General features: G+C 62.2%; 24 protein-coding genes. 12 read left to right on the forward strand and 12 right to left on the reverse strand.

Going from position 1 to position 22,328, the window contains the following annotated elements:
• Positions 1-175: 175 nt before the first annotated feature.
• The gene (locus HX821_RS08130) at positions 176-1,360 is read left to right on the forward strand and encodes a DUF2252 family protein (RefSeq protein WP_102369218.1); all 1,185 of its coding nucleotides are present in this window, start codon (positions 176-178) and stop codon (positions 1,358-1,360) included.
• Between the two features lie 140 nt (positions 1,361-1,500).
• Here the strand turns inward: HX821_RS08130 and yghX are convergent, their stop codons facing one another.
• Both yghX and HX821_RS08140 read right to left on the reverse strand, forming a co-directional pair.
• On the reverse strand, positions 1,501-2,388 hold the full coding sequence (gene yghX / locus HX821_RS08135) for a YghX family hydrolase (protein WP_063029644.1): 888 nt from the start codon (positions 2,386-2,388) through the stop codon (positions 1,501-1,503).
• A 44-nt stretch (positions 2,389-2,432) separates the two neighbouring features.
• Positions 2,433-2,927, reverse strand: a complete 495-nt coding sequence (locus tag HX821_RS08140; RefSeq protein WP_102604954.1) for a PaaI family thioesterase — start codon at positions 2,925-2,927, stop codon at positions 2,433-2,435.
• A gap of 118 nt (positions 2,928-3,045) precedes the next feature.
• Between HX821_RS08140 and HX821_RS08145 the strand changes: the two genes are divergently transcribed.
• Positions 3,046-3,600: a YceI family protein gene (locus tag HX821_RS08145; RefSeq protein WP_102369216.1), complete on the forward strand. Its 555-nt coding sequence runs from the start codon at positions 3,046-3,048 to the stop codon at positions 3,598-3,600.
• 3 nt (positions 3,601-3,603) lie between these two features.
• On the opposite strand, the gene HX821_RS08150 is transcribed toward HX821_RS08145, so the two are convergent.
• Positions 3,604-4,494 (reverse strand): DMT family transporter, encoded by an 891-nt coding sequence (locus HX821_RS08150; protein ID WP_177035571.1) that lies wholly within the window; start codon positions 4,492-4,494, stop codon positions 3,604-3,606.
• Between the two features lie 91 nt (positions 4,495-4,585).
• Here HX821_RS08150 and HX821_RS08155 point away from each other — a divergent pair, with 91 nt between their 5' ends.
• Positions 4,586-5,914 carry a PLP-dependent aminotransferase family protein gene (locus HX821_RS08155; protein WP_177035633.1) on the forward strand — a complete coding sequence of 443 codons (1,329 nt, stop codon included), beginning with the start codon at positions 4,586-4,588 and terminating at the stop codon, positions 5,912-5,914.
• Between the two features lie 132 nt (positions 5,915-6,046).
• Here the strand turns inward: HX821_RS08155 and HX821_RS08160 are convergent, their stop codons facing one another.
• Complete coding sequence (locus HX821_RS08160) at positions 6,047-6,478, reverse strand: nuclear transport factor 2 family protein (protein ID WP_003215089.1); 432 nt, start codon at positions 6,476-6,478, stop codon at positions 6,047-6,049.
• Positions 6,479-6,733: 255 nt separating this feature from the next.
• Here HX821_RS08160 and HX821_RS08165 point away from each other — a divergent pair, with 255 nt between their 5' ends.
• Together HX821_RS08165 and HX821_RS08170 are read left to right on the forward strand one after the other, a co-directional pair.
• Positions 6,734-7,204 carry a RidA family protein gene (locus HX821_RS08165; RefSeq protein WP_003215091.1) on the forward strand — a complete coding sequence of 157 codons (471 nt, stop codon included), beginning with the start codon at positions 6,734-6,736 and terminating at the stop codon, positions 7,202-7,204.
• A gap of 6 nt (positions 7,205-7,210) precedes the next feature.
• On the forward strand, positions 7,211-7,945 hold the full coding sequence (locus HX821_RS08170; protein WP_177035572.1) for a CPBP family intramembrane glutamic endopeptidase: 735 nt from the start codon (positions 7,211-7,213) through the stop codon (positions 7,943-7,945).
• Between the two features lie 6 nt (positions 7,946-7,951).
• On the opposite strand, the gene HX821_RS08175 is transcribed toward HX821_RS08170, so the two are convergent.
• The gene (locus tag HX821_RS08175; RefSeq protein ID WP_003215095.1) at positions 7,952-8,317 is read right to left on the reverse strand and encodes a hypothetical protein; all 366 of its coding nucleotides are present in this window, start codon (positions 8,315-8,317) and stop codon (positions 7,952-7,954) included.
• A gap of 288 nt (positions 8,318-8,605) precedes the next feature.
• Between HX821_RS08175 and HX821_RS08180 the strand changes: the two genes are divergently transcribed.
• Positions 8,606-9,022: a hypothetical protein gene (locus HX821_RS08180; RefSeq protein ID WP_008436284.1), complete on the forward strand. Its 417-nt coding sequence runs from the start codon at positions 8,606-8,608 to the stop codon at positions 9,020-9,022.
• Positions 9,023-9,040: 18 nt separating this feature from the next.
• Here HX821_RS08180 and HX821_RS08185 read toward each other — a convergent pair whose 3' ends face one another.
• Positions 9,041-9,850, reverse strand: a complete 810-nt coding sequence (locus HX821_RS08185) for a helix-turn-helix domain-containing protein (RefSeq protein ID WP_174717786.1) — start codon at positions 9,848-9,850, stop codon at positions 9,041-9,043.
• Between the two features lie 116 nt (positions 9,851-9,966).
• Here HX821_RS08185 and HX821_RS08190 point away from each other — a divergent pair, with 116 nt between their 5' ends.
• Positions 9,967-10,284 carry a DUF2834 domain-containing protein gene (locus HX821_RS08190; protein WP_003215101.1) on the forward strand — a complete coding sequence of 106 codons (318 nt, stop codon included), beginning with the start codon at positions 9,967-9,969 and terminating at the stop codon, positions 10,282-10,284.
• On the forward strand, positions 10,284-10,706 hold the full coding sequence (locus HX821_RS08195) for an MAPEG family protein (protein ID WP_102369213.1): 423 nt from the start codon (positions 10,284-10,286) through the stop codon (positions 10,704-10,706). Before HX821_RS08190 ends, HX821_RS08195 begins: the two co-directional genes overlap by 1 nt.
• Here HX821_RS08195 and HX821_RS08200 read toward each other — a convergent pair.
• The 3 genes from HX821_RS08200 to HX821_RS08210 are packed head-to-tail and all read right to left on the reverse strand — an operon-like array spanning position 10,696 to position 13,655.
• The gene (locus HX821_RS08200; protein ID WP_008436286.1) at positions 10,696-11,619 is read right to left on the reverse strand and encodes a sugar ABC transporter substrate-binding protein; all 924 of its coding nucleotides are present in this window, start codon (positions 11,617-11,619) and stop codon (positions 10,696-10,698) included. The two genes, HX821_RS08195 and HX821_RS08200, sit on opposite strands and share 11 nt — an antisense overlap.
• Before the next feature lie 48 nt (positions 11,620-11,667).
• Entirely contained in the window at positions 11,668-12,810 is a 1,143-nt protein-coding gene (locus HX821_RS08205) for a phytanoyl-CoA dioxygenase family protein (RefSeq protein ID WP_003215107.1), read from the reverse strand.
• A complete protein-coding gene (locus HX821_RS08210; RefSeq protein ID WP_063029668.1) occupies positions 12,810-13,655 on the reverse strand; it encodes an SDR family oxidoreductase in 846 nt (281 codons plus the stop codon). Before HX821_RS08210 ends, HX821_RS08205 begins: the two co-directional genes overlap by 1 nt.
• A gap of 123 nt (positions 13,656-13,778) precedes the next feature.
• Here HX821_RS08210 and HX821_RS08215 point away from each other — a divergent pair, with 123 nt between their 5' ends.
• The gene (locus HX821_RS08215) at positions 13,779-14,804 is read left to right on the forward strand and encodes a LacI family DNA-binding transcriptional regulator (RefSeq protein WP_003215111.1); all 1,026 of its coding nucleotides are present in this window, start codon (positions 13,779-13,781) and stop codon (positions 14,802-14,804) included.
• Positions 14,805-14,840: 36 nt separating this feature from the next.
• Positions 14,841-15,845, forward strand: a complete 1,005-nt coding sequence (iolG, locus tag HX821_RS08220) for an inositol 2-dehydrogenase (protein ID WP_177035573.1) — start codon at positions 14,841-14,843, stop codon at positions 15,843-15,845.
• A gap of 42 nt (positions 15,846-15,887) precedes the next feature.
• Here the strand turns inward: iolG and HX821_RS08225 are convergent, their stop codons facing one another.
• Complete coding sequence (locus tag HX821_RS08225; RefSeq protein ID WP_008436288.1) at positions 15,888-17,054, reverse strand: cystathionine gamma-synthase; 1,167 nt, start codon at positions 17,052-17,054, stop codon at positions 15,888-15,890.
• The gene (locus HX821_RS08230; protein WP_003215116.1) at positions 17,051-18,427 is read right to left on the reverse strand and encodes a cystathionine beta-synthase; all 1,377 of its coding nucleotides are present in this window, start codon (positions 18,425-18,427) and stop codon (positions 17,051-17,053) included. The genes HX821_RS08225 and HX821_RS08230 overlap by 4 nt, the downstream gene beginning before the upstream one ends.
• A 265-nt stretch (positions 18,428-18,692) precedes the next feature.
• On the opposite strand from HX821_RS08230, the gene atzF reads away from it, so the two are divergent.
• Both atzF and HX821_RS08240 read left to right on the forward strand, forming a co-directional pair.
• Positions 18,693-20,492 carry an allophanate hydrolase gene (gene atzF / locus HX821_RS08235; protein ID WP_177035574.1) on the forward strand — a complete coding sequence of 600 codons (1,800 nt, stop codon included), beginning with the start codon at positions 18,693-18,695 and terminating at the stop codon, positions 20,490-20,492.
• A 2-nt stretch (positions 20,493-20,494) separates the two neighbouring features.
• A complete protein-coding gene (locus HX821_RS08240; RefSeq protein ID WP_087695021.1) occupies positions 20,495-21,181 on the forward strand; it encodes a GntR family transcriptional regulator in 687 nt (228 codons plus the stop codon).
• Between the two features lie 165 nt (positions 21,182-21,346).
• Here HX821_RS08240 and dapA read toward each other — a convergent pair whose 3' ends face one another.
• Entirely contained in the window at positions 21,347-22,210 is an 864-nt protein-coding gene (gene dapA, locus HX821_RS08245) for a 4-hydroxy-tetrahydrodipicolinate synthase (protein ID WP_177022605.1), read from the reverse strand.
• Between the last annotated feature and the right edge of the window lie 118 nt (positions 22,211-22,328).

The raw sequence follows: 22,328 nt of genomic DNA on the forward strand, positions 1-22,328 counted from the left end.
TAGGGTTGTGACTCGCTGCATCGAGTTGACCCGATGCTAGTCCCGGGGACGGGAGGAATAGAAAGACCGATTGCAGTGGGATTGATTGGCGTGGCTTATTAATAGAATCCTCTGAAACAAAATGAAACATTTGTCGCGGGCCAGCCTCTACCGTATCTCCACGACGAGTACTTCTATGAAAATTCCGCGTCCCTCTTCGCGAATGCCCCACCTCACGCAACTGCGCAACCTGAAGATGGCGCGCTCCGCCCACGCCTATGTGCGGGGCAGTACGGTGCAGTTTTACGAGTGGCTGCACAGCCAGCGCGGCCGGCGCTTGCCCCACGGGCCGGCGATCTGGATCTGCGGCGACTGCCACGCCGGTAACCTTGGGCCCACGGGCGATACCAAGGGCCGGATCGACATGCATATCCGTGACCTTGACCAGGCGGTGATCGGCAATCCGGCCCATGACCTGGTGCGCCTGGCCTTGTCCCTGGCCACCGCTGCGCGGGGTTCGGACCTGCCGGGGGTGACCACCGCGCGCATGCTTGAAGAGATGATGGTGGGCTACGCGCAGGCGTTTAAAGACAAGCCCGACGAGGCACCGCCGCGCCCGTCCCAGGTCAAGGCCGGGATGCGCAGTGCGGTGGAGCGCACCTGGAAGAATCTGGCTCGCGAACGTATTGAAAACACCCGGCCGACGATTCCGCTGGGCAAGCATTTCTGGTCGTTGTCGCGGGCGGAAAAATCAGCCCTTGAAACGTTGTGCGCGTCGGATGAAATCCACCGGCTGGTGACTTCGCTCAAAGGCCGCTCCAACGACGCCGAGGTTGAGCTGCTGGACTCGGCCTATTGGGTCAAGGGTTGCAGCTCCCTTGGGTTGCTGCGTTATGCGGTGTTGCTGGGAGTAGGGGACAAGTCTGATCAGGAATACTGCCTGCTCGACATCAAGGAAGCGGTAGGCGCTGCGGCGCCGCGTGCGGCCCGGGCAAAAATGCCTCGGGATAACGGCCGGCGGGTGGTGGAGGGCGCGCGGCACCTGTCACCGGCGTTGGGGGAGCGGATGTTGGCCACGCGGTTTCTGGATCACGGGTTTTTCATCCGCGAACTGCTGCCCCAGGACATGAAGCTGGAGCTGGATGAGCTGAGCGAGATCGATGCGATGCACGCGGCCGGGTACCTGGCGCGGGTGGTCGGCGTGGCCCATGCGCGGCAGATGGACCGGGATACGCGCAAGGACTGGATGGCGCAGTTGCAAGAGAACCGCTCCAGGCAACTGGATGCGCCTTCGTGGCTGTGGACCAGTGTGGTGCAGTTGGTGGGGAGCCATGAGGAAGGGTATTTGAATCATTGCCGGCGGTATGCGCTGGAGCACTGACCTCAAGAACGCTGAAAGTCCCCTGTGGGAGCGGGCTTGCTCGCGAAAGCGGTGGATCAGTCAAACATCTGCTGACTGACACACCGCGTTCGCGAGCAAGCCCGCTCCCACATGAGTTGGGTGGTGTTTTGGAGGGCGGGTTACACCAGGTATTTCTTGAACCAGCCCAACGTCCGCTCCCACGCCAGATTCGCCGCCGCCTCGTCATACCTCGGCGTCGAATCGTTGTGGAAGCCGTGATTGGCGCCCTTGTAGATAAACGCCTCATAGGTCGTGCCGGCCGCCTTCAACGCTTTCTCATACGCCGGCCAGCCCTCATTGATCCGCGTATCCAGCTCACCGTAATGCAACATGATCGGTGCCTTGATCCGTGGCACATCCTTGGCTTCCGGCTGGCGCCCATAAAACGACACCGCCGCACCCAGTTCCGGATAAGCCACCGCCGCCGCATTCGTCACGCCGCCGCCATAACAGAACCCGGTAATGCCCACCTTGCCGGTGCTCGCATCGTGGTGCATCAACCATTCGATGGCCGCGAAAAAGTCGTTCATCAGCTTCTCGGGATCGACTTTCTGTTGCAACTCCACACCTTTCTCATCATTGCCGGGATAGCCACCCACCGAGGTCAGGCCATCCGGCGCCAGGGCAATGAATCCGGCCTTGGCCAACCGACGGGCGACGTCTTCGATATACGGGTTCAACCCCCGGTTCTCATGCACCACCACCACCGCCGGCACCTTGCCGCTGGCCTTGGCCGGGCGCACCAGGTAGCCGCGCACCGTGCCGTTGCCCTTGGGTGACGGGTAGGTGATGTAGTCGGCGACGATATCCGGGTCGGTGAATTTCACCTGCTCGGCCAGGGCGTAGTTGGGGCTCAGGGCGGCGAGCAGGGCGGAGGCCGTCAGCCCGCCGAAGGTGAACAGTGCTGCGCGGTCGAGAAATTCCCGGCGGTTGATCTTGCCGTGGGCGTAGCCGTCGTAAAGCTCCAGCAGTTCAGGGGCGAAGTCTTTGGCGGTCAGACGAGTCATCGGTAGCGTCCTCGATTAGCGGTGGGACTGAATGTAGACCAGTATCAGGCTTCCCGGCCATGGGCCGCGGCGGCCAGTTGCCCGGTGTCGACCCGCACGAAGACCGAATCGCCAATCGCCGTCAGCACGCCATCGGCGTACACCTCGCACACCACGCGGCTTTTGCGCCCCACGTCACCTTCGACTCTTGCGCGCAAGGTCAGCGGCACGCCCATGGGTGTCGGCTTGATGAATTTGATTCCCAGGTTGCCGGTGACGCAGTCGATACGCGGCAGGCTGCCGGGTTCGCGTTGCTCGGCCCGGTAGTGGTAGGCCATGGCGGTCCAGTTCGAGTGGCAGTCCACCAGCATCGCGATCAGACCGCCATAGACCAGGTCTGGCCAGCCGCTGTATCGGGCGTCGGGCTGGTGCTCGGCGATCACGTGGATGCCGTCGGCGTCCCAGCGGCTCTTGATGTGCAGGCCGTGGGGGTTGCTGCTGCCGCAGCCATAACAGACGCCTTCGGGGGCGGTGGTGTCTTGCAGGGAAAGCGCGGGCATCGTGGCTCCTTGTTGTTTGGGTTCCGTCGAGGCACGAGCCTAATGCCAGGCGCGTGAATAAATCCAGCGCCTACGCTGTTAGCAGTGCACAGCGTGTTCATTCCCGGTTGAGAATCCCATGAAATCTCGATTGCCAGCGGTCTTCCTTGCCTTCGCCACCTTGTCTAACGCGTACGCCGTGGAATACACCGACGTGAATCCGACGGCCAGCACCATCAGCTTCACCTATGACCAGATGGGCCAAGAGGTGTACGGCACGTTTGGCACCTATTCGGCGACCCTGAATTTCGACACGCAAAACCCGGCTGCCGCCAGCACCGTACTGACCATCCAGCTGCCGAGCATCAATGCCGGCAGCGACGACGCCAACACCGAACTGCCCAAGCCCGGTTGGTTCGACATGACGACCTACCCGGTGGGCACCTTCACCTCGACCCACATCACTGACCTGGGCGACAACCGTTACCTGTTCAGCGGCAACCTGACCCTCAAGGGCCAGACCCGGCCGGTGGAGGTCAAGGTGGCCCTCAAGGAGCAGAGCGGCATTGGCGTGTTCGACGGCGAATTCGTGCTCAAGCGCGATGACTTCAGGATCGGCGCGGGGGAGTGGGCGGACAGCGTGGTGTCCAATGCGATTGTCATCAAGTTCAAGATGGTTGCGCCTGAACGCTGATGGTCAGCGGGCGAACTTCTTGGCCCCCGCCACACACGCAATCACCGCGACGGTCACCCCCAGCATGCCCAGGCTCACCTGCTCATGCAGCAGCGTGGCCGCCAGTGCCAGGCCGAAAAACGGTTGCAGCAACTGCAATTGCCCGACGGCGGCAATGCCGCCCTGAGCCAGCCCGCGGTACCAGAACACAAACCCGATCAGCATGCTGAACAGCGACACATAGGCCAGGCTCAGCCAGGCCGGCAGGCTGATGCTCACGAAAGTGCCCGGGGCGAGGATCGCCGTCAGCGGGGCCACAATCGGCAGCGCGATCACCAGCGCCCAGCAGATCACCTGCCAGCCACCCAGGGTGCGTGAGAGCCTGGCCCCTTCGGCATAACCGAGGCCGCACACCAGGATTGCCAACAGCATCAGCAAATCCCCGGCGGGCGCAGCGCTCAGGCCCTGGGCAACCGCGTAGCCCACCACCAGCAGGCTGCCCAGGATCGAAAACAGCCAGAACACCAACTTGGGCCGCTCGCCGCCGCGCCATACGCCGAAGACCGCAGTGGCTAAAGGCAGCAGGCCGACAAATACGATGGAATGGGCACTGGTGACGTACTGCAAGGCCAGTGCGGTGAGCAAAGGAAAGCCGATCACCACGCCCAGCGCGACGATTGCCAGGGACAGCAACTGACTGCGGGCCGGGGTTTTTTCCTTGAACAGCCACAGCAGGCACAGGCCGAGCAGGGCGGCGATGGTGGCGCGGGCGACGGTCAGGAATACCGGATCGAACTCCAGCACCGCCAGGCGCGTGGCCGGCAGCGAGCCGCTGAAGATCACCACGCCGATCAAACCGTTGATCCAGCCGCTGGCGTTGTTTTCCCGGGTGTTGAGGTGGGTGGTTCGTTCCATGGGTGTAGGGCTCGATAGGGATAAGTTGCGTCCTGCGCATCCTATGATTCACTATCAAGACAATCAAAAAATTGTCATGGATACATCGCCTATGGCCCGCGCCCGCTACAAGACATTGGTGGACACCTTCGCCCGGGATATCCGTTCGGGCACGCTGGCGGCGGGCACCCGGTTGCCGACGCACCGCCAGTTGGCCGCCAGCCATGGCCTGGCGCTGGTCACGGCCAGCCGGGTATACACCGAGCTGGAGGCCATGGGCCTGGTCAGTGGTGAAACCGGGCGCGGAACCTTTGTGCGGGAAATCGCGTTGTCGCCGGGGCAGGGCGTCGGCCAGATCGCGGTGGCGGCGGGCATGATCGATCTCAACTTCAACTACCCGTCGCTGCCCGGCCAGACCGACCTGCTGCGCACCGCATTGCGCCAGTTGGCGTTGTCCGGCGACCTGGCGGCGCTGCTGCGCTATCAGCCTCACGCCGGTCGGCTGCATGAGCGGGCAGCGGTGGCGCGTCATCTGCTGAGTCGTGGGTTGACGGTGCAGGCCGAGCAGGTGCTGATCGTCAGCGGTGCCCAGCATGGGCTGGCGGTGACCATGATGTCGCTGCTCAAGCCCGGCGATGTGGTGGCGGTGGATGCGCTGACCTATTCCGGGTTCAAGGTACTGGCCGAGACGCTGCACCTGGAAATCGTCGCGATCCCGGTGACCGCGACGGGCCCCGACTTGGCCTTTCTTGAACAACTCTGCGCCCGGCGCCCGGTACGCGCCGTGTACAGCATGCCGACCCTGCATAACCCGTTGGGCTGGGTGATGAGCATGGCGCAGCGCGAGCACCTGGTGGCGATTGCCCGTGGGCATGACCTGATCCTGATCGAGGATGCTGCCTACGCGTTTTTGGCCGAGGACGCGCCACCGCCCGTGGCCGAACTGGCGCCGGAGCGCACGGTTTATGTGTCGGGGCTGTCCAAGAGCGTCGCCACCGGGCTGCGGGTGGGTTTTGTCGCCGCTCCGCAGCAGTGGATGGCGGCGCTGGAACGTACGGTCATGGCCACCACCTGGAACACCCCGGGGGTGATGACTGCGGTGGCTGCCGCGTGGATCGACGACGGCACGGTGCTGCAGCTTGAAGCGCAAAAACGTAAGGACGCCCAGGCGCGCCAGGCGGTGGCCGATGAGGTGTTGGCGGGCTTGAATGTTATCCGCCATCCGTCTTCGTATTTCTTGTGGTTGCCGTTGCCGGAAGATGCCCGCGCCGATCAGATCACCATGGCGCTGGCACGGGAAAATATCTCGGTGTCCACGGCCGAGCCGTTTGCCGTCTCGGCCCACGTGCCCCATGCCTTGCGTGTGGCGCTGGGGTCGGTGGACCGGGAGGTGCTGCGCGAGGCGTTGGTGAAAGTGCGCTGGGCGGTGGAGGCGTGCTAGATCGCGCTTGAGACTACTGTGGCGAGGGAGCTTGCTCCCGCTGGAGTGCGCAGCGCTCCCAAAGATGTTGGGGCCGCTACGCAGCCCAGCGGGAGCAAGCTCCCTCGCCACAGGGGAAGCGTCGGTCTGCTGTCAGAATTTGTACGCCTGGCGCCCGATCAGCAGCCATTTGCCTTTCTGCTTCTGCCAGACCTGGAAGTTTTCAATTTCGGTGGGCACCTCGACGCCACTGTTCACCGCCTGCGCGGAAAAGTGGTTGCGCACCAGGGCGGTGTCGCCATTGAGGGTGATGGTCTGTTTCTGCATTTCCAGGGTCTTGAAACCACTTCTGCCGGTTTCAATGTCGGCGATAAATTCCTGCTTGTTCTGGACCTTGCCGCTGGAATGGCCGTAGGTGAGGTTGTTCGCGGTGAGGGCCTGCAGTTGCGGGATGTCCTTGTGCAGCATGGCCTGGGTCAGATGATCGACCGCAGCGGCTACATCCTTGTCACTTGCGGCAGGCGCGGCGGCCGCGTAACCGCTGAACAGGCACAGAAAACCAATCAGAACCTTGACGTTTTGCATGGGTGTTTCCTTGTTGTTGTGGGTACCGGGACGACTCGGGCTGTGTTTTTAAGTCGTCGTACAACCATGCCGTATTTACCGGGATCAAGGAAAGTGAAATTTGTTCTTGGCTAGAAGATAAGCGCTGTTTGCCAGTATTGGTTGTCGTATCACTTGCGAAATAGCGGTCGGCACTTCCCGTGGAAATGGCACATGGCTATGCTGTGGCCGGCGACTTCATGGCGTGGATTCGCAACGACTGAGGAAAACAAAAAAATGACACCGGATCAAAAATACGCGGCGGCTATGGTGCGCCTGGGTTACCAACTCAACGAGTTCAAGATCGGCGGCAACTACACGCCGCTGCTGAGGGACGGCAATCACGTCTACATCAGTGGCCAGATTCCGCGGGTGGGTGACGCCATCGTGTTGCCCGGCAAGGTCGGCGAAAGCCTCAGCCTGGCCGACGCACAGATTGCCGCGGGCGTCAGCGCACTGCGTTGCCTGGGCTTGCTCAAGCAGGCACTGGGTTCGCTGGACCAGGTCAAGGCGATCCTCAAGATCAATGTGTACGTGCGCAGCGCGGATGACTTCGACCAGCAAAGCGAAGTGGCCAACGGTGCGTCGGACCTGTTGAACGAGATCCTGGGGGCCGCAGGATCCCATACGCGCACCTCGGTGGGCGTGCTGCAATTGCCCAAGGGCGCGGCCGTGGAAATCGACATGATCGCCGTGGCACGGGACTGAAACCGGGTGATCGCCGAGGCGTTTGCGGTACTGGTCCACTATGGAATCTACCTGCTCCCAGGACTGATCCTGTTTGGCCTGTGGTTCGGTCTCACGCCAAAAGCATTGCCGGGCTTGCGCATCGTTATCCTGCTGCTGGCCTTTGTGCTGATGCGCGATGCGATGACGCCACTGGGCATGTGGTCGCTGAGCCGCGAGGTGCAGATCGAATTCACGGCCAACCCGTGGGTGCTGGCCGCGCTGGGCGGGTTATCCCTTGGGCTGATTGCCCTGCTCGCGCGCCTGGCACCGGAGTTGTGGCAACTGACGGTGCTGTTCAAGGGCAATCGTGCTGTGGGCCTGGCAGTGGCGCTGGTGGCCGGCTGTGTGATTGGCTTGCCATTGCGCCTGTATCAAGGCATCGAACCGGCGGCGATCCCGGCTTACTGGACCTGGATGATGGGCATGCTAGTGCTTGCCTACTGCGCCAATGCGCTGGAAGAGGTATTGTTTCGCGGCTTCTTGCAGGGTTATCTCGAACAGCACGTTACGCCGCTGCGTGCGGCGTTGCTCAGCGGGTTGGCGTTCGCCGCGTGCCATTCATTTCTGGCGTTGAGCGTGACGCAACTGGGCTGGCCAGTGTTGGCCTTTACCCTGATTGAAGGCGTGGCCTGCGGGCTGGTGCGGATGCGCTACGGTGTGGTGGCGGCGACGGCCACCCATGGCACGGCGATCTTGCTGATTGCCGTGCCGATGGTGTGAACCGTCTCAGGCCTGTACATCAACGCCGATGTGGGCCTGGAGCCAGTCTTTGTAGACCGCGATGTTATCGGTCGACTGGTCGCCATTTTTCGCGGTGACAGTCTTGCCGTCCAGGCGCCCGATATCGAGCAGGTACTGAAGACCGTTGGCCACATGGGTGGCGTCGCTTTTGCTGAGTGACTGAACATCGGGCAGTTCGACGGCGTTGCCTTTATCGTCGAAGGTCGCCCATGAAGGGTTGGCCCTGGCGGTGGCAACGGTTTGCGCGGTCGAGCGCACTTGCTCCTGATAGCTGGCTTCCAGCTTGGTCTTGATCTCGGGCGTGGCGTTGGTGACTTCAATCCTCCCGGCCCGCAGGGTGCCGTTTTCCATGGATTGTGTAAAAGTCTTCTGTCCCAGCGCTAACAGACTTGTCGTGCTTCCTATCATGGTGCCGCTCCCTTATTGGTAGCAGCAACAGAGCAAAACCCGGGCCATGTGCTGCATGCCTTGTGCGGCGCGGGCTGGGTGGTATTGCCGGGGCAGGGCGCAGGCCAGGAGTTGCCGGGGCTGGCAAAGGGTTGCCACGTCGGCTCGCGCGAGCGCATTTCAGAACGTTGGAAACTAAGTTCAGAATCTCCAGTCTGTAATAGCGTATCGCCATCTCTACAAGGAATTAACATGAAGCTTAAGGTCGTTTTGCTGGGCATGGTTTTGTTGGCTGCGCCGCTTTACCAAGCGGTTGCCGAGACGTGCAGGGCGAACAGTTATGGTGGGTCCGATTGCGAATACGACAATGGCACCTCTTCCAAGAGTCGCGCCAATAGCTACGGTGGGCAAGACACCCAATACAGCGATGGTACTTCCTCCAAGAGCCGCTCCAATAGTTATGGCGGGCAGGATATCCAATACGGCGACGGCACCTCGGCCAAGACCCGTTCCAACAGCTATGGTGGGCAAGACACTCAATACAGCGACGGCACCTCAGCCAAGAGCCGCTCCAATAGCTACGGCGGGCAAGACACCCAATACAGCAACGGCTCCTCCTCCAAGAGCCGCGCCAATAGCTATGGCGGGCAAAATACGACAAATAACTAATGGCCCCGCCGCGGCTTTCTACCTCACCAATGACCGCTCATACGCCGCGGTCATCACCTGCCACGTCTGCGCATCCGCCGGAATCAAATGCTCGATGCGCAACGACGTTACCGTGATGTCCTGAGGCATGCCGAAGGTGGTGAAGGTCGACATGAAGTTCAGCTCACCTTCACGGGAGTTGACGCGTGTCAGCACCAGTGGCGGCGGTTCATTGACCAAGGCTTCGGTACTTTGCGGGGCCGGCAGGCTGTCCAGAAGCCTGGCAAGTTCGGAGTTGCCCAACGCCTCGCGCGTCGCCCGTTGCCAGGCGATGGTGCGGATTTCGTCAGCGTTGATCAAATGATCACCCAGGCCGCCAGGCTGTAGCAGGGTGACCAGCAAATTCAGCCCATCAGCCGCCTCCGGTTTGATCCCCACCAGCTCGAACAGCACCTGGGTACTGGCGTTGGCGGCGAGCACTTCCCAGTGGCTGCCCAGCACGATCGCCGGTGCAGGATTGTTCGCGTGGAGCACATGGCTGATTGCCTCGCGAATAGCCTCCATGGAGGGCGAGGAGAGCGGGGTTGCCTCATAGCGCGGGGCGAAGCCGGCAGCGAGGAACACGCTGTTGCATTGCTCCAGCGGAACCTCCAGCGCCATCAGCAAATTATGCAAGGTGCCCGGGCTCGGCTTGGCGCGCCCGGTCTCGATGCAGCTCAGGTGGCGTTGGGAAACCCCGGTGATCAGCGCCAGTTCCAGTTGGCTCAATCTGGCGTGCCGACGCAGCACGCGCAGTTGCGTGCCGGCGGTAGTGTCGGGGTTGGCGCGGGGGAAAGGTTGGCTGCTCATGGGTTGACTCTGGCCGTGCGGGTCGGTGGTGTCGATGACCTTCGAGGTCATTGAGAGGGGAACGACGTTATCACTAATGTGCAGCTTCCCGAACCGTTGTCTCCAAGGAGGAGAACATGCGCAGACCCTGGATTGCCCTGGCCGGGCTGTTGGCTTTTGCCCTGTACACATTGATCACGATGCTGATCGCCGAACAATCGCTCATGGCGTTCGGACGTGAATTGATATCGAGGCCGGATACTGCCCAGGTGGTGATTGATTTGTATCTGATGGCGGCCTTGGCGGGCGTATGGATGTACCGGGATGCGCGGGCCAGGGGCAAATCCCTGGCGTCGGTGTTGCCCTATTTACTGGTAACGGCGGTTTTCGTATCCATCGGTCCGCTGCTGTATATCGTGGTCAACGGGTTCCGCGAACCTTCAGGGGGCCGGTGATGGAGGTTTATGCGTTGTGCGTACTGGTGCTGTTCTTGAAGATGCTGGCGATCTCCTGTTACCAGGGTTTCTTTCGACTCAGATTCCGTGCATTCACTAACCACGAGGATGCAGCTTTCTTCCATCGCGATGCGAATCCAGAGGAGTTACCGCAAGTCTCCCGGGCCGAAAAGGCTTGGGCCAATGATCTGGAAAATATTCCGTTGTTCTTCATTTTGGGTGGCCTGTGCCTGGCGATGGAAACGCCAGGCACCGCTACCGCGGGGTTGTTCTGTCTGTTCACCGCTGCCCGTGTGATGCATACGGTGATGTATCTGAGCGGCCGCCAGCCCTGGCGCACCCTCGCTTATGGAGTGGGAGTGCTCTGTTTGTCGGGGCTGGCCGGTCTGCTTGGCGCTGGGCTGATAACAATCAAGGGGTGAGAAAGGCCTGATAGTTGTCCTTGGTGATCTGTTGATAGGGAATGGTCAGCTCCGCCGTGTAGGGCTGCTTCCTGATCATCTTCAGCGCCAGGTCAATCGAGCCGACGGCCTGGCCCTTGTTGTCCTGATAGGCCGTGACTACCAATAGATCTTTTTTGATCGCATCCAGGCCGGCGGGTCCGCCGTCGCTGCCGCCCACCAGGATGTCCTTGCCAGGGTGCATACCGGCCTGGGTAATCGCCATCGCGGCACCGATAGCCATTTCATCGGCATTGGCCGCCACGGCGTCGATTTTCTTGCCCGAGACGATCCAGTTGTTCATCAGGTCCATGGCCTTGCTGCGCTGCCAGTCGGCGCTTTGTTCTTCGACGATATGGATGTTGGGGTAATCCTTCAGTACGTTTTTCACGCCCTGTGTGCGGTTGTGGGTGGCGTTGTTAGAGAGCAAGCCGAGCATGATTGCGAGGTTGCCCTTGCCGTTCATTTTTTCCGCGAGGTAGCGCATCTGAATCTCGCCCGCTTTGATCTCGTCCGAGCCGACATAACCCACCCCGGCCGGTAAGCCGGGGATGTCCGGGCGACGGTTGACGTACACCAGCGGGATACCCGCCTGCTGGGCATTCACAGTCATTTTCTGGGTAGCGGCGGTGTCGACCGCGTTGACGATAATCGCGTCCATGCCTTGGGCAGAAAAGCTCTGCACCTGGTTCAGTTGGCGCACCACATCGCCTTGGGCGTCTTCGAATTGCAGGGTCACGTCGGTGAGGTCCCTGGCGTGGGCCGCCATGTAGTCACGCATCTGGGCGAGGAACACGTCGTCCACCTGGGCGATGCTGACGCCGATGCGTGTCTCGGCGAGGGCTAGCGGGGTAACGATGAGGGTCAGGAGCAAGGTCAGCAGCTGTTTTTTCATGGTGTCAGTCCGTTTTTTTGTTGTTTTGAAAGACGTTGAAAACATTCCTCAGCCTTGGCGTTTGGCGTGTAGTTGCGCAACGCGTTCGGCAAAGGTCTCGCAGGGCCAGCGTTCGTTCAGTGCCTGCAACATCAGTTGCTGCCCGGTTTGCGGAGCCAGGCCCTGTAAGGGTGGGTCGGTATCCAGGTTGGTGGGAAAGGAATAGCCATCGGCGGTGCAGGCGATCACCGCGTGCAGCGCCTCGCCATCCATGACGTTGTCCGCCAGGCGCTCCAACAGGCAGGGGTACAGCGCCAGCATCATCCGGTCGCGGTCCACAGCCTCCATCGTTTTGCCGAACGCCGAGGAGATTTGCAGCAGGTTGGCCATGCGCTGGCGGTCCGGTGTGCGATTGGTGCCAGCGGCGTGAAACAGGGCCGGGTTGAAGAACAGCAGGTCACCTTTGTTCAGCGGCAATTGCACGGCATGCTGCTGGAAGTACTCGATGAATTCAGTGCGCCTCCAGGCCAGGTAGCCCAGTGGGTATTGCTGGGAAAACGGCAGCAGTTGGGTCGGGCCGGTTTCCAGGGGCATGTCGCTGTGGGCCACGGCCCCTTGCAGCGTGAGGTATTGGGACAGCGTGTGCAGGGGCAACGGAAAGCGCTCCACCACGTCGATGGTCTGGAACCCGAGGTGATAATCACGGTGCGGTTGCTGGGCTTGGCCACCGGGGTGCACCACGTTGACCTGGGCCGTGACTTGGTAGCCCGGGCCGAGCCAGGCTTGTGCGATCAACCCCAGCAGTGGGTTGGCGTAATATTCGACAAAGGATGCCGGCGACTGCAGTGCGGCCTTCTGTAATGAGTTCCAGATACGTCCGTTACTGCCGGCCTTGGCGAAGTGGTCGGCGGCCACACCTTGCGCAGCCTCTTGGGCAAAGATCGCTTCGAATACCTGGCTGTGACGGTCGACCACGTCCAGGTCGGCGTAGCCCTGGCGCACCACCATCACTCCCGGCCCCTGGCTGAACAGGCGATGCAGTTCGTCCAGCACGGCGTGACGATCGCCGTTGCGCAGTGCCTGGGCCTGATAGATCGGGATGTTGCTGCACACTTCGGCGCAGTGCGGGTAGTCCTCGGCAGCCGCCTGCTGGGCACAGATCGAGTGAAAATCTTCCAGTTGCACTGCGTCGGCGCTGACAAAGGCAGGCATCACGCACCCTCCACCAGGCTCAGGGCCTGATCGGGGCGTGGGGTGCCGCCGTCGCCACAGCCGATGACGCCTTGCTCCAGGTCGATCACCGTGCCGGTCATCATTCCCGACTCGCGTGACAATAGAAATGCCACGCTCTGGGCCACCTCTTCAGGTTTGAGCAGGCGGCCGAAGGGCTGCGCGGCTTCGGCGGCCTCCAACCAGCCATCCCCGGCACCGTGGTAGTGCCGCTGGATTTCATCCTCGTGAGGTGTGTCCATCCAGCCGATGTTCAAGCCGTTGACCCGAATCCGGTTGCGCAGGGCGCTGAACGCCACGTTTTTGGTCAGAATCGCGAGAGCGCCCTTGGACGCCGCGTAGGCACTCAAGAACGATTGCCCGCCGTGGCCGGTGACACTCTGGATATTGACCACTGCACCTTCAACCCTCTGGCTGATCATCAGCTTCAAGGCTTCCTGCATCAGGAAAAACGGCGCCCTCACATTGACCGCAAACAGTCGATCAAACAGTTCGGGGGAGGTGTCGAGAATGGTGCCGCGATCCGACATCCCGGCGCAGTTGATCAGCCCGTGGAGGGTGCCGAAGTGGGCACGGGCCGCCTCGATCACGGCGCGGCAGTCGCCAATCTGTTCCAGGTCCGCCTGGACAAACACCGCGCGGCAATCGAGCGCTGCCAACTGCCGTACTTGCTCCTGGCCCTGGTCCGGGCGGCGTCCGCAGATGATCAGGCCGGCAGCACCGCGCCGCGCCAGGGTATGGGCGACGGCAGCCCCCAATCCCTGGGTGCTGCCGGTGACGACAAAGTATTGGCCTTTGAAGGTATGGCTGAGGTCGGTTGAAGGCATCGGGGTCTCCTGGGTTTTTGTTGTTTTGAAGGCCGGGCTCGACGCCGGGCAAAACTGAGACTAGCATTGCGGTCACCTCAACGAGTCTCAAAAAGACCTCAAAAAGACCTCAGGTCCAACAGCATGCTCGAACGCGCTAAACACTTTTCCATCAAGCAACTGGCCACCCAGGCGGGCGTCAGCAAGGCGACAGTCGATCGCGTCTTGCATGAGCGCGGCAGCGTGCACGCCCAAACCCGGCGGCGTATCGAACAGGCTCTGGATGAGCTGGAATCCCAGGAAAAAAATGGCCTGGCAGTAGGCCGTACCTTTCATGTCGATGTGATCATGCACACGCCCAAGCGCTTCAGTGCGGCGGTGCAGGCCGCCATCACCGCCCAACTGGGCAGCCTGGCACCTTTTCGTATCGCCCCGCGGTTTCATGTGTTCGAAGAGATCGAGCCTCAGGCGATGCACGACCAATTGCTGCGCTGCCTCGAGACCGGCAGCCAGGGTGTGGTGCTCAAGGCCGCGGACGAGCCGGCGGTGAATCTGGCGGTCAAGCACCTGGCGGCCGCAGGTATTCCGGTGGTGACCCTGGTCACCGATCTGCCCCACAGCGAGCGCATCGGCTACGTAGGCATGGATAACCGCACCGCTGGACAAACCGCCGCGTACCTCCTGTCCCGCTGGCTGTCACCCCAACCCCAGGAAGTGGCGGTGGTGATTGGCAGCGAATTGTTCCGGGGCGAGGAAGAACGCGAAATGGGCTTTCGCATGTGGCTGCGCGGCCGTGCGACGCACCTGCGGGTACTGGATATCAGCGGTGGGTACGGCGTGTATGACCGAACATTTGCCCGGGTCACCGATGCGTTGAAGCAGCATCCCGAACTGAAGGCGGTGTACAGCGTCGGCGGTGGCAACCGCGCAATTGTCGACGCCTTCGCGGCTCTGGATCGCCCGTTGGACGTGTTTATTGCTCACGACCTCGACGAAGAGAATCGCCAGCTGTTGGCTGAAGAAAAAGTCGCCGCGATTATCGATCACAACCTGCAGATCGATGCGCGCCATGTGTTCCTGCACATCCTGCAATTTCATCGGCTGTGGAAGGCTGGGCCGATTGCGCCGTCACAGGTACAGATCGTCACACCGTTCAACCTGCCGGACTGAATCTCCACACCCAATAACAATCCCAGGAGTTCGACCATGCTACGTATCGCTGTCCTTGGTGCAGGGCGCATCGCCAACATTCACGCGGCCAATGTCGCGGCCCATCCTGATGCCACTCTGGTGGTGGTCGCCGACCCCTGGCGGGAGGGCGTCGATGGCTTGGCTGCGCAGCTGGGTTGCGAGGCGGCCTATGACTGCGCAGCAGTGCTAAGTCGGGACGATATCGACGCGGTGGTGATTGGCACACCCACCGACACTCATATCGATTTGCTGCTGGCGGCCGTGTCCCAGGGCAAGGCCGTGCTGTGCGAGAAGCCCATTGACCTGAATTTCGCCAAGGCGCGGGCGGCGGCGCAAGCTGTGGAGCGCGAGGGCGGCAAAGTCATGCTGGGCTTCAACCGCCGCTTCGATCCCGACACGCTGCGCCTGCGCCAGGCCATCGACGCGGGGCAAATTGGTGCTGTGCGGCAGGTGATCATCACCAGCCGCGACCCGGGGTTGGCGCCACGGGATTACCTGGCACATTCCGGCGGCATCCTGCGGGACATGACCATTCATGACTTCGACATGGCGCGGCACCTGCTGGGTGAAGAGCCCATCGAAGTCAGCGCGATAGCCAGCCGGCTGGTAGACCCGAGCCTGGCGCAGATTGACGACTTCGACAGCGTGATGGTGCTGCTGCGCACCGCATCCGGGAAACAGTGCCATATCAACTGCTGTCGGGAGGCGGTCTACGGGTATGACCAGCGACTTGAGGTGTCCGGGGCCAATGGGGTGTTGCTCACGGATAACCATCGCCCCAGCACCTTGCGCCATTGGAACCACGAGCACACCGAGGCGTTGGAGCCGTTGCAGCGTTTCTTCCTGGAACGTTATGCGGAGGCCTACCGCAATGAGTTGGGGCAGTTTATCCAGGCACTGAGCGCGGGGCGCGCGCTGCCCACCAACATGCGCGATGGGCTGTATGCGTTGCACTTGGCGGACTGTGCGCTGGAGTCCATCAAGACCGGGCGAATGGTTGAGGTCAATTACGCTATTTAAGGTGTTGCCGGAGCGGGCATGCTCGCTCCGGCAGATTGCGCGTTAGATTTTTGCCAACGCCTGCGCCAGATCCGCCCGCAGGTCTTCCACATCCTCAACCCCCACCGACAACCGCACCAACCCATCACCAATCCCCAGCTGCGCCCGGGTCGCTGCCGGGATGCTCGCATGGGTCATGATCGCCGGGTGCTCAATCAGGCTTTCAACGCCCCCCAGGCTTTCAGCCAACGCAAAGATCTTCACGTTTTCCAGGAAGCGTGTCGCTCCTGCCAGGTCGCTTTTCAGGTCCACCGAAATCATCCCGCCAAACCCGCGCATCTGCCGGCGTGCCAGCTCATGCTGCGGGTGTGATGCCAGGCCTGGGTAATAAACCCGCGCCACTTGCGGCTGTTGCTCCAGCCACGTCGCCAGTTCCAGCGCATTGCTGCAATGGCGCTCCATGCGCAGCGCCAGGGTCTTCACCCCGCGCAAGGTCAGGAATGCGTCGAACGGCCCGGCAATCGCGCCCACGGAGTTTTGCAGGAAGCCCAGGCGCTCGGCCAGTTCAGGGTTCTGGCCCACCACCGCAATGCCGCCGATCACATCGGAGTGGCCGTTGAGGTACTTGGTGGTGGAGTGCACCACGATGTCGAAACCCAGCTCCAGCGGGCGCTGGATCCAGGGGCTGGCGAAGGTGTTGTCGGCCACGCAGATGATGCCCCGGGCCTTGCAGATGCGGGAGATGGCACTGAGATCGGTCAGGCTCAGCAGCGGGTTGCTCGGGGTTTCGACCCAGACCATCCGCGTGTCGTCCTGCAGCGCGGCTTCGAAGGCCGACAGGTCGGTCAGGTCGACGAAGCTGAAGCGATGCCCGGCGCTGCGCTGGCGCACTTTGTCGAACAGGCGGAAGGTGCCGCCGTACAAGTCATTGCCGGAAACCACGTGGGAACCGGCGTCGAGCAGTTCCAGCACGGTGGAAATCGCCGCCAGCCCGGAGGCGAACGCGAACGCCTGGGTGCCGCCTTCAAGGTCGGCCACGCAGCGTTCCAGGGCGAAGCGCGTCGGGTTGTGGGAGCGCCCGTAGTCAAAGCCTTTGTGAACGCCGGGGCTGTCTTGCAGGTAGGTGGAGTTGGCGTAGATCGGCGGCATCAGCGCCCCGGTGGTCGGGTCCGGGGATTGCCCGGCATGGATCACGCGGGTGGCGAAGGCGCTTTTATCGTGCTGGGTCATGCAAGGGATCTCCGTAGGTGATTGAGCAGGTCGACGCGGGTGATCAGGCCGTGAAAGCCCGAGGCGTCGGCAATGATTGCCACCAGCCCGCGATCCAGCTCGGCCTGTAATTGTGCAAGGCTGGCGCTGGGTGCGAGGGTGTGAAGGGCGTTGGTCATGGCGCTGCCCACGGTCATGGAAAAGTGCGCGGCGTTCTGATGCAGGCCGAGCAATACATCCGACTCGTCGAGCACCCCCACCAGTTGCTTGCCGTCCACCAGCACCGGCAGCTGTGAGACGTCGGCCAGGCGCATGCGCTGGAAGGCGGTGAGCAGGCTGTCGTCGGGGCCGACGCTGATCACCCGGCCGTCCTCGAAACGACGGGCGATCAGGTCGCGCAGGTCGCCGTAGTGTTTGTATTGCAGCAGGCCGGCGTCGTTCATCCATTGGTCGTTGTAGACCTTCGACAGGTAGCGCGTGCCGGTGTCGCAGACGAAGGTGACTACGCGCTTGGGCTCGGTCTGCTCGCGGCAATAGCGCAGGGCGGCGGCCAGCAGGGTGCCGGTGGAGGAGCCACCGAGAATGCCTTCGGCCCGCAGCAGTTGGCGGGCGTGGTCGAAGCTTTCTTCGTCGCTGATGGAATAGGCGTGGCGCACGCTGGAGAGGTCGGCGATCGAGGGGATGAAGTCTTCGCCGATACCTTCCACGGCCCACGAGCCGGGTTCGGTCATGGTGCCGCTGCGGCTGTATTCGGCCATTACCGAGCCCACCGGGTCGGCCAGCACCATGGCCAGGTCAGGTTGCACGCGCTTGAAGAAGCGCGTCAGGCCGGTGAGGGTGCCGGCCGAGCCAACGCCAACCACGATGGCATCCAGGTCATGTTGGGTCTGGGCCCAGATTTCCGGGGCGGTGCTGGTCTCGTGGGCCAGGGGGTTGGCCGGGTTGTTGAACTGGTCGGCGAAGAACGAATCGGGAATGTCCTTGGCCAGTCGCGCCGCCACATCCTGGTAATACTCGGGGTGGCCCTTGCCGACATCCGAGCGGGTGATGTGCACCTCGGCGCCCATGGCTTTCAGGTGCAAGACTTTCTCGGTGGACATCTTGTCCGGTACCACCAGCACCACCCGGTAGCCTTTGGCGCGTCCCACCAGGGCCAGGCCGAGGCCGGTATTGCCGGCGGTGGCTTCGATGATGGTGCCGCCGGGGCGCAGGCGGCCATCGCGCTCGGCGGCGTCGATCATGGCCAGGCCAATGCGGTCCTTGATGGAGCCGCCGGGGTTCTGGGATTCAAGCTTGAGGAACAGCGTGCACGGGCCGGTATCGAAGCGGCTGACCCGCACCAGCGGGGTATTGCCAATCAGTTCGAGCACGGCGGGGCGGGAAGCGGTGGGCATGTCGTCACCTGGCTACGGAAAGGGCGTATGGGATGGACAGCAGCGTTTACAACATGGTTTCGAACATAGGCCGGTATCGGGCCGCTCGCAACCGCGCGGCCGCCAGAATGTCTTTTTTTGGCGCATTGCTGCTTCATGACGGAGCACGGCTGGAGGCGATCCATCGGTGGGTTTTCTGTCAACCTCACGTATTCATTGGCTTGCAGCTGATTGGCCCAGGGTTTGCTAAAAGAAATCCAAACTTGGATACAAGATGGAATCCTCAATGCGCAACGAACAACTCGGCTGGACCCTGGGTGAATGGCAAGCTGCCTACCGCAGCCAGGCGCTGACTCCCGACATCCTGTTGACCCTGGCGAGCACGTTTCCCGCCGAGGACAACGCCTGGATCAGCCAGGTGCAACCGCAGCAATTGCGTGACCAGTTGGCGCAGTTGGCCGGGCGGCTTGCGGCGGTCGACGGCGATATCGACCAGTTGCCGTTGTATGGCGTGCCGTTTGCCATCAAGGACAACATCGATGCGGCGGGTTGGGAAACCACGGCGGCGTGTCCTGAGTTTGCCTATACCGCCGCGGCGGATGCCTCGGTGGTGGCGCGGTTGCGGGCGGCCGGGGCGATCCTGATGGGCAAGACCAACCTCGATCAGTTCGCCACCGGCCTGGTGGGTACACGCTCGCCCTACGGCGCGGTGGGCAACAGTTTTAACCCGGACTATGTCAGCGGCGGTTCCAGCTCGGGTTCGGCCTCGGTGGTTGCCCGCGGGCTGGTGGCATTTTCCCTGGGCACCGACACCGCCGGTTCCGGGCGGGTGCCGGCGGGCTTCAACAATATCGTCGGGTTGAAGCCGACCAAGGGGCGCTTGTCCAACACCGGACTGGTGCCGGCCTGTCGTACCGTGGACTGTATTTCGGTGTTTGCTCTGACGGTTGAAGATGCCGAGACGGTTGCGGGCCTCGCTGCTGCTTACGACGCCAGCGACGCCTATTCACGCGTCAATCCCAACACTGCTCCCGTAGCGGTCGGCGACACAATCAAGCTGGCGGTTCCGGCCAGCCTGGAGTTTTTTGGCGACGCGCAGAACCAGGCCGTATTTGAACAGGCGCTGCTCAGGTTCCAGTCCCTCGGCGCCGAAATCACGGCGGTGGATTTCAGCCCGTTTCAGCAACTCGCCGAGCAGCTCTATTACGGCTCCTGGGTTGCGGAGCGCACGGTGGCACTGGAAGGCATGCTCGCCAGCAACGCCGAAGCGATCAACCCGGTGGTGCGTGGCATTGTGGAAAACGGCCACACGTACAGCGCCTGCGATGCCTATAAAGCCGAATACCTGCGCGCCGAACTGAGCCGCCGCATCAACGACACCCTGGCCGGTTTCGACGCCTTGCTGGTGCCGACATCGCCGACGATCCGCACCTTGGCGGAAATGGCCGTGGAGCCGGTGCTCTACAACTCGCAGTTTGGCTTCTACACCAACTTCACCAACCTGGCCGACCTCTCGGCACTGGCCGTGCCCGCCGGGCTGCGCAGCGACGGCCTGCCGTGCGGCATCACCCTTATCGCGCCGGCCTGGCACGACGCCGCCCTGGCGCATCTGGGCAAGCGTTGGCAGGCCGGCCTTGATCTTCCGCTGGGCGCTACCCAACGCAATCTGCCGCAACCGGCACCGGCGGGGCAGGCGCCCGGCAGCGTGCGGGTGGCGGTGGTTGGGGCGCATCTCACCGGGATGCCGCTGAACTTCCAGCTGACCAGCCGCAACGCCGTGCTGGTGGAGCAAACCCTGACAGCGAGCAACTACCGCCTGCATGCACTGCCGGGCACGGTTCCGCCCAAGCCGGGGCTGGCCAGGGATGACTCGGGCCGCTCGATCATCGTCGAGCTGTGGGACATGCCTGTCGCCCGCTTTGGTGAGTTCGTCGCCGAGATCCCTGCGCCGCTGGGCATCGGCAACCTCACCCTGGCGGACGGGCGCAGCGTGAAGGGTTTTATCTGCGAGCCCTGGGCCCTGGCAGGCGCCACCGACATCACCGAATTCGGCGGCTGGCGCGCGTACATGGCGAGCAGGAACTAGGCATGCAGCTCTCAACCACGAGAAAACCCGGCGAACGGCCGGACAGCCTGGCGGAACGGGTCTACCAGCAGTTGAAGGACGACATTTTTGGCTTTCGCCTGCTGCCGGGTGATCGCTTCAGTGAAGGTGACGTGGCCGAGCGCATGCAGGCCAGCCGCACGCCGGTGCGCCAGGCGCTGTATCGGCTGGAGCGGGAAGGGTACCTGGAGGTGTTTTTCAGGAGTGGCTGGCAGGTGCGGCCGTTCGACTTCAACTATTTCGAAGAGCTTTACGACGTAAGAATCGTGCTGGAGTTGGCCGCCGTCAGCCGCTTGTGTGGCATGGCGGAGCAGGGGCTTGAACGGCTTGAAGCGATCTGGCGGGTGGACGAAAGTGCGCGTCTGGATGACGCACAGGTCGTCTGCGCGCTGGATGAGGAGTTCCACTGCGGGTTGGTGCAGGCCACGGGCAACGCTGAAATGGCGCGCATGCATTACGAGATAACCGAGAAAATCCGCATCATTCGGCGGCTGGATTTCACTCAGCAATCACGTATCGCAGCGACCTATGAGGAACACGCAAGCATCCTCGATGCGATCTCGGCACGGCACCGCGATCTGGCGCAGCAATTGCTCAAGACTCACATTGAGGTGAGCAAGCAGGAGGTGCGCAAGATCACGTTGCATCGGTTGGCGGTGGCGAGAGGATAAGCCCTCGTATCGACGAGTCAGCCCGCCCCCTGTGGCGAGGGAGCTTGCTCCCGCTGGGGTGCGAAGCGCCCCCAAAACCGGTCACCCCATTTTACCTGGCGAAAACGCGGTGCCTGAATTGGGGCTGCTGCGCAGCCCAGCGGGAGCAAGCTCCCTCGCCACGGGTTATTGCCGCACGCCTAATACTTGCTGCAACCGATTTGTCACCGTCTCACTCGCCCCCAACATCGGCGCCCGCAACTCACTGCCGATCAAACCCTCCATCGCCAGCGCGGCCTTCACCGGCGCCGGATTGGGCTCCACGAACATTGTGTGAATCAACGGCAGCAGCCCGAAAAACGTCTCGCGAGCCGCCAGCAACCGGTTGTCGCGAACCTGTCGATGCAGCGCCACAAAATCCGCGGTACGCACATGCGCCGACGCGGCAATCGCGCCGGTCGCTCCCAGGCACAGCGCGTTGAATATCTGCACATCCTCGCCACACAACACATCCACATTCCCGCTGGCCAGCAGCGCCAGGGTATTGGCCAGGTTGCCGCCACAATCCTTGATCGCGACGATCCGTTCATGGGCGACGATGTTCAGCAACGTCGCCTGTTCGAAGGCGATACCGGTGCGGTAGGGAATGTCATACAGAATGATCGGCACACTGGACGCATCGGCCACGGTGCGGAAGAACGCCTCAAGGCCCGCCTGGGACGGGCGGATGTAGCTCGGCGGCGGTACCAGCAAACCGGCCACCGCGCGTTGCAGAATTTCACTCTGGAACTGCAGCAGCTCAATCTGGTTATACCCCGCCAGGCCCATTACCACCTGCTGCGGCGGTACCAGTTCCAGTACGGCATCCAGCATCGCCAACTGCTCACGGCGGCTCAGTGCTGCGGCTTCGCCGGTGGTGGTACAGACCATGATCCCGGCCGCGCCTTGTTCCAGCAGATGGCAGACCAGGCGGCGCAAGCCGATGAAGTCGATAACGCCGTTATGAAACGGTGTAACGACGGGAACCCAGATACCTTGAAACGATGACATGCGCTTTCTCCTGATGGTTGACCGATTTCGTCACCGTCAGAAGGGCAGAGGGAAGTAAGCAAGAGGAGGGGGCCTTCGCGCTCAATGTCCTGTCAGCTCATCTGACGGGACAGCGCGC

This window comes from Pseudomonas sp. B6001 (genome assembly GCF_013386015.1).
Taxonomy (GTDB): Bacteria; Pseudomonadota; Gammaproteobacteria; order Pseudomonadales; family Pseudomonadaceae; genus Aquipseudomonas.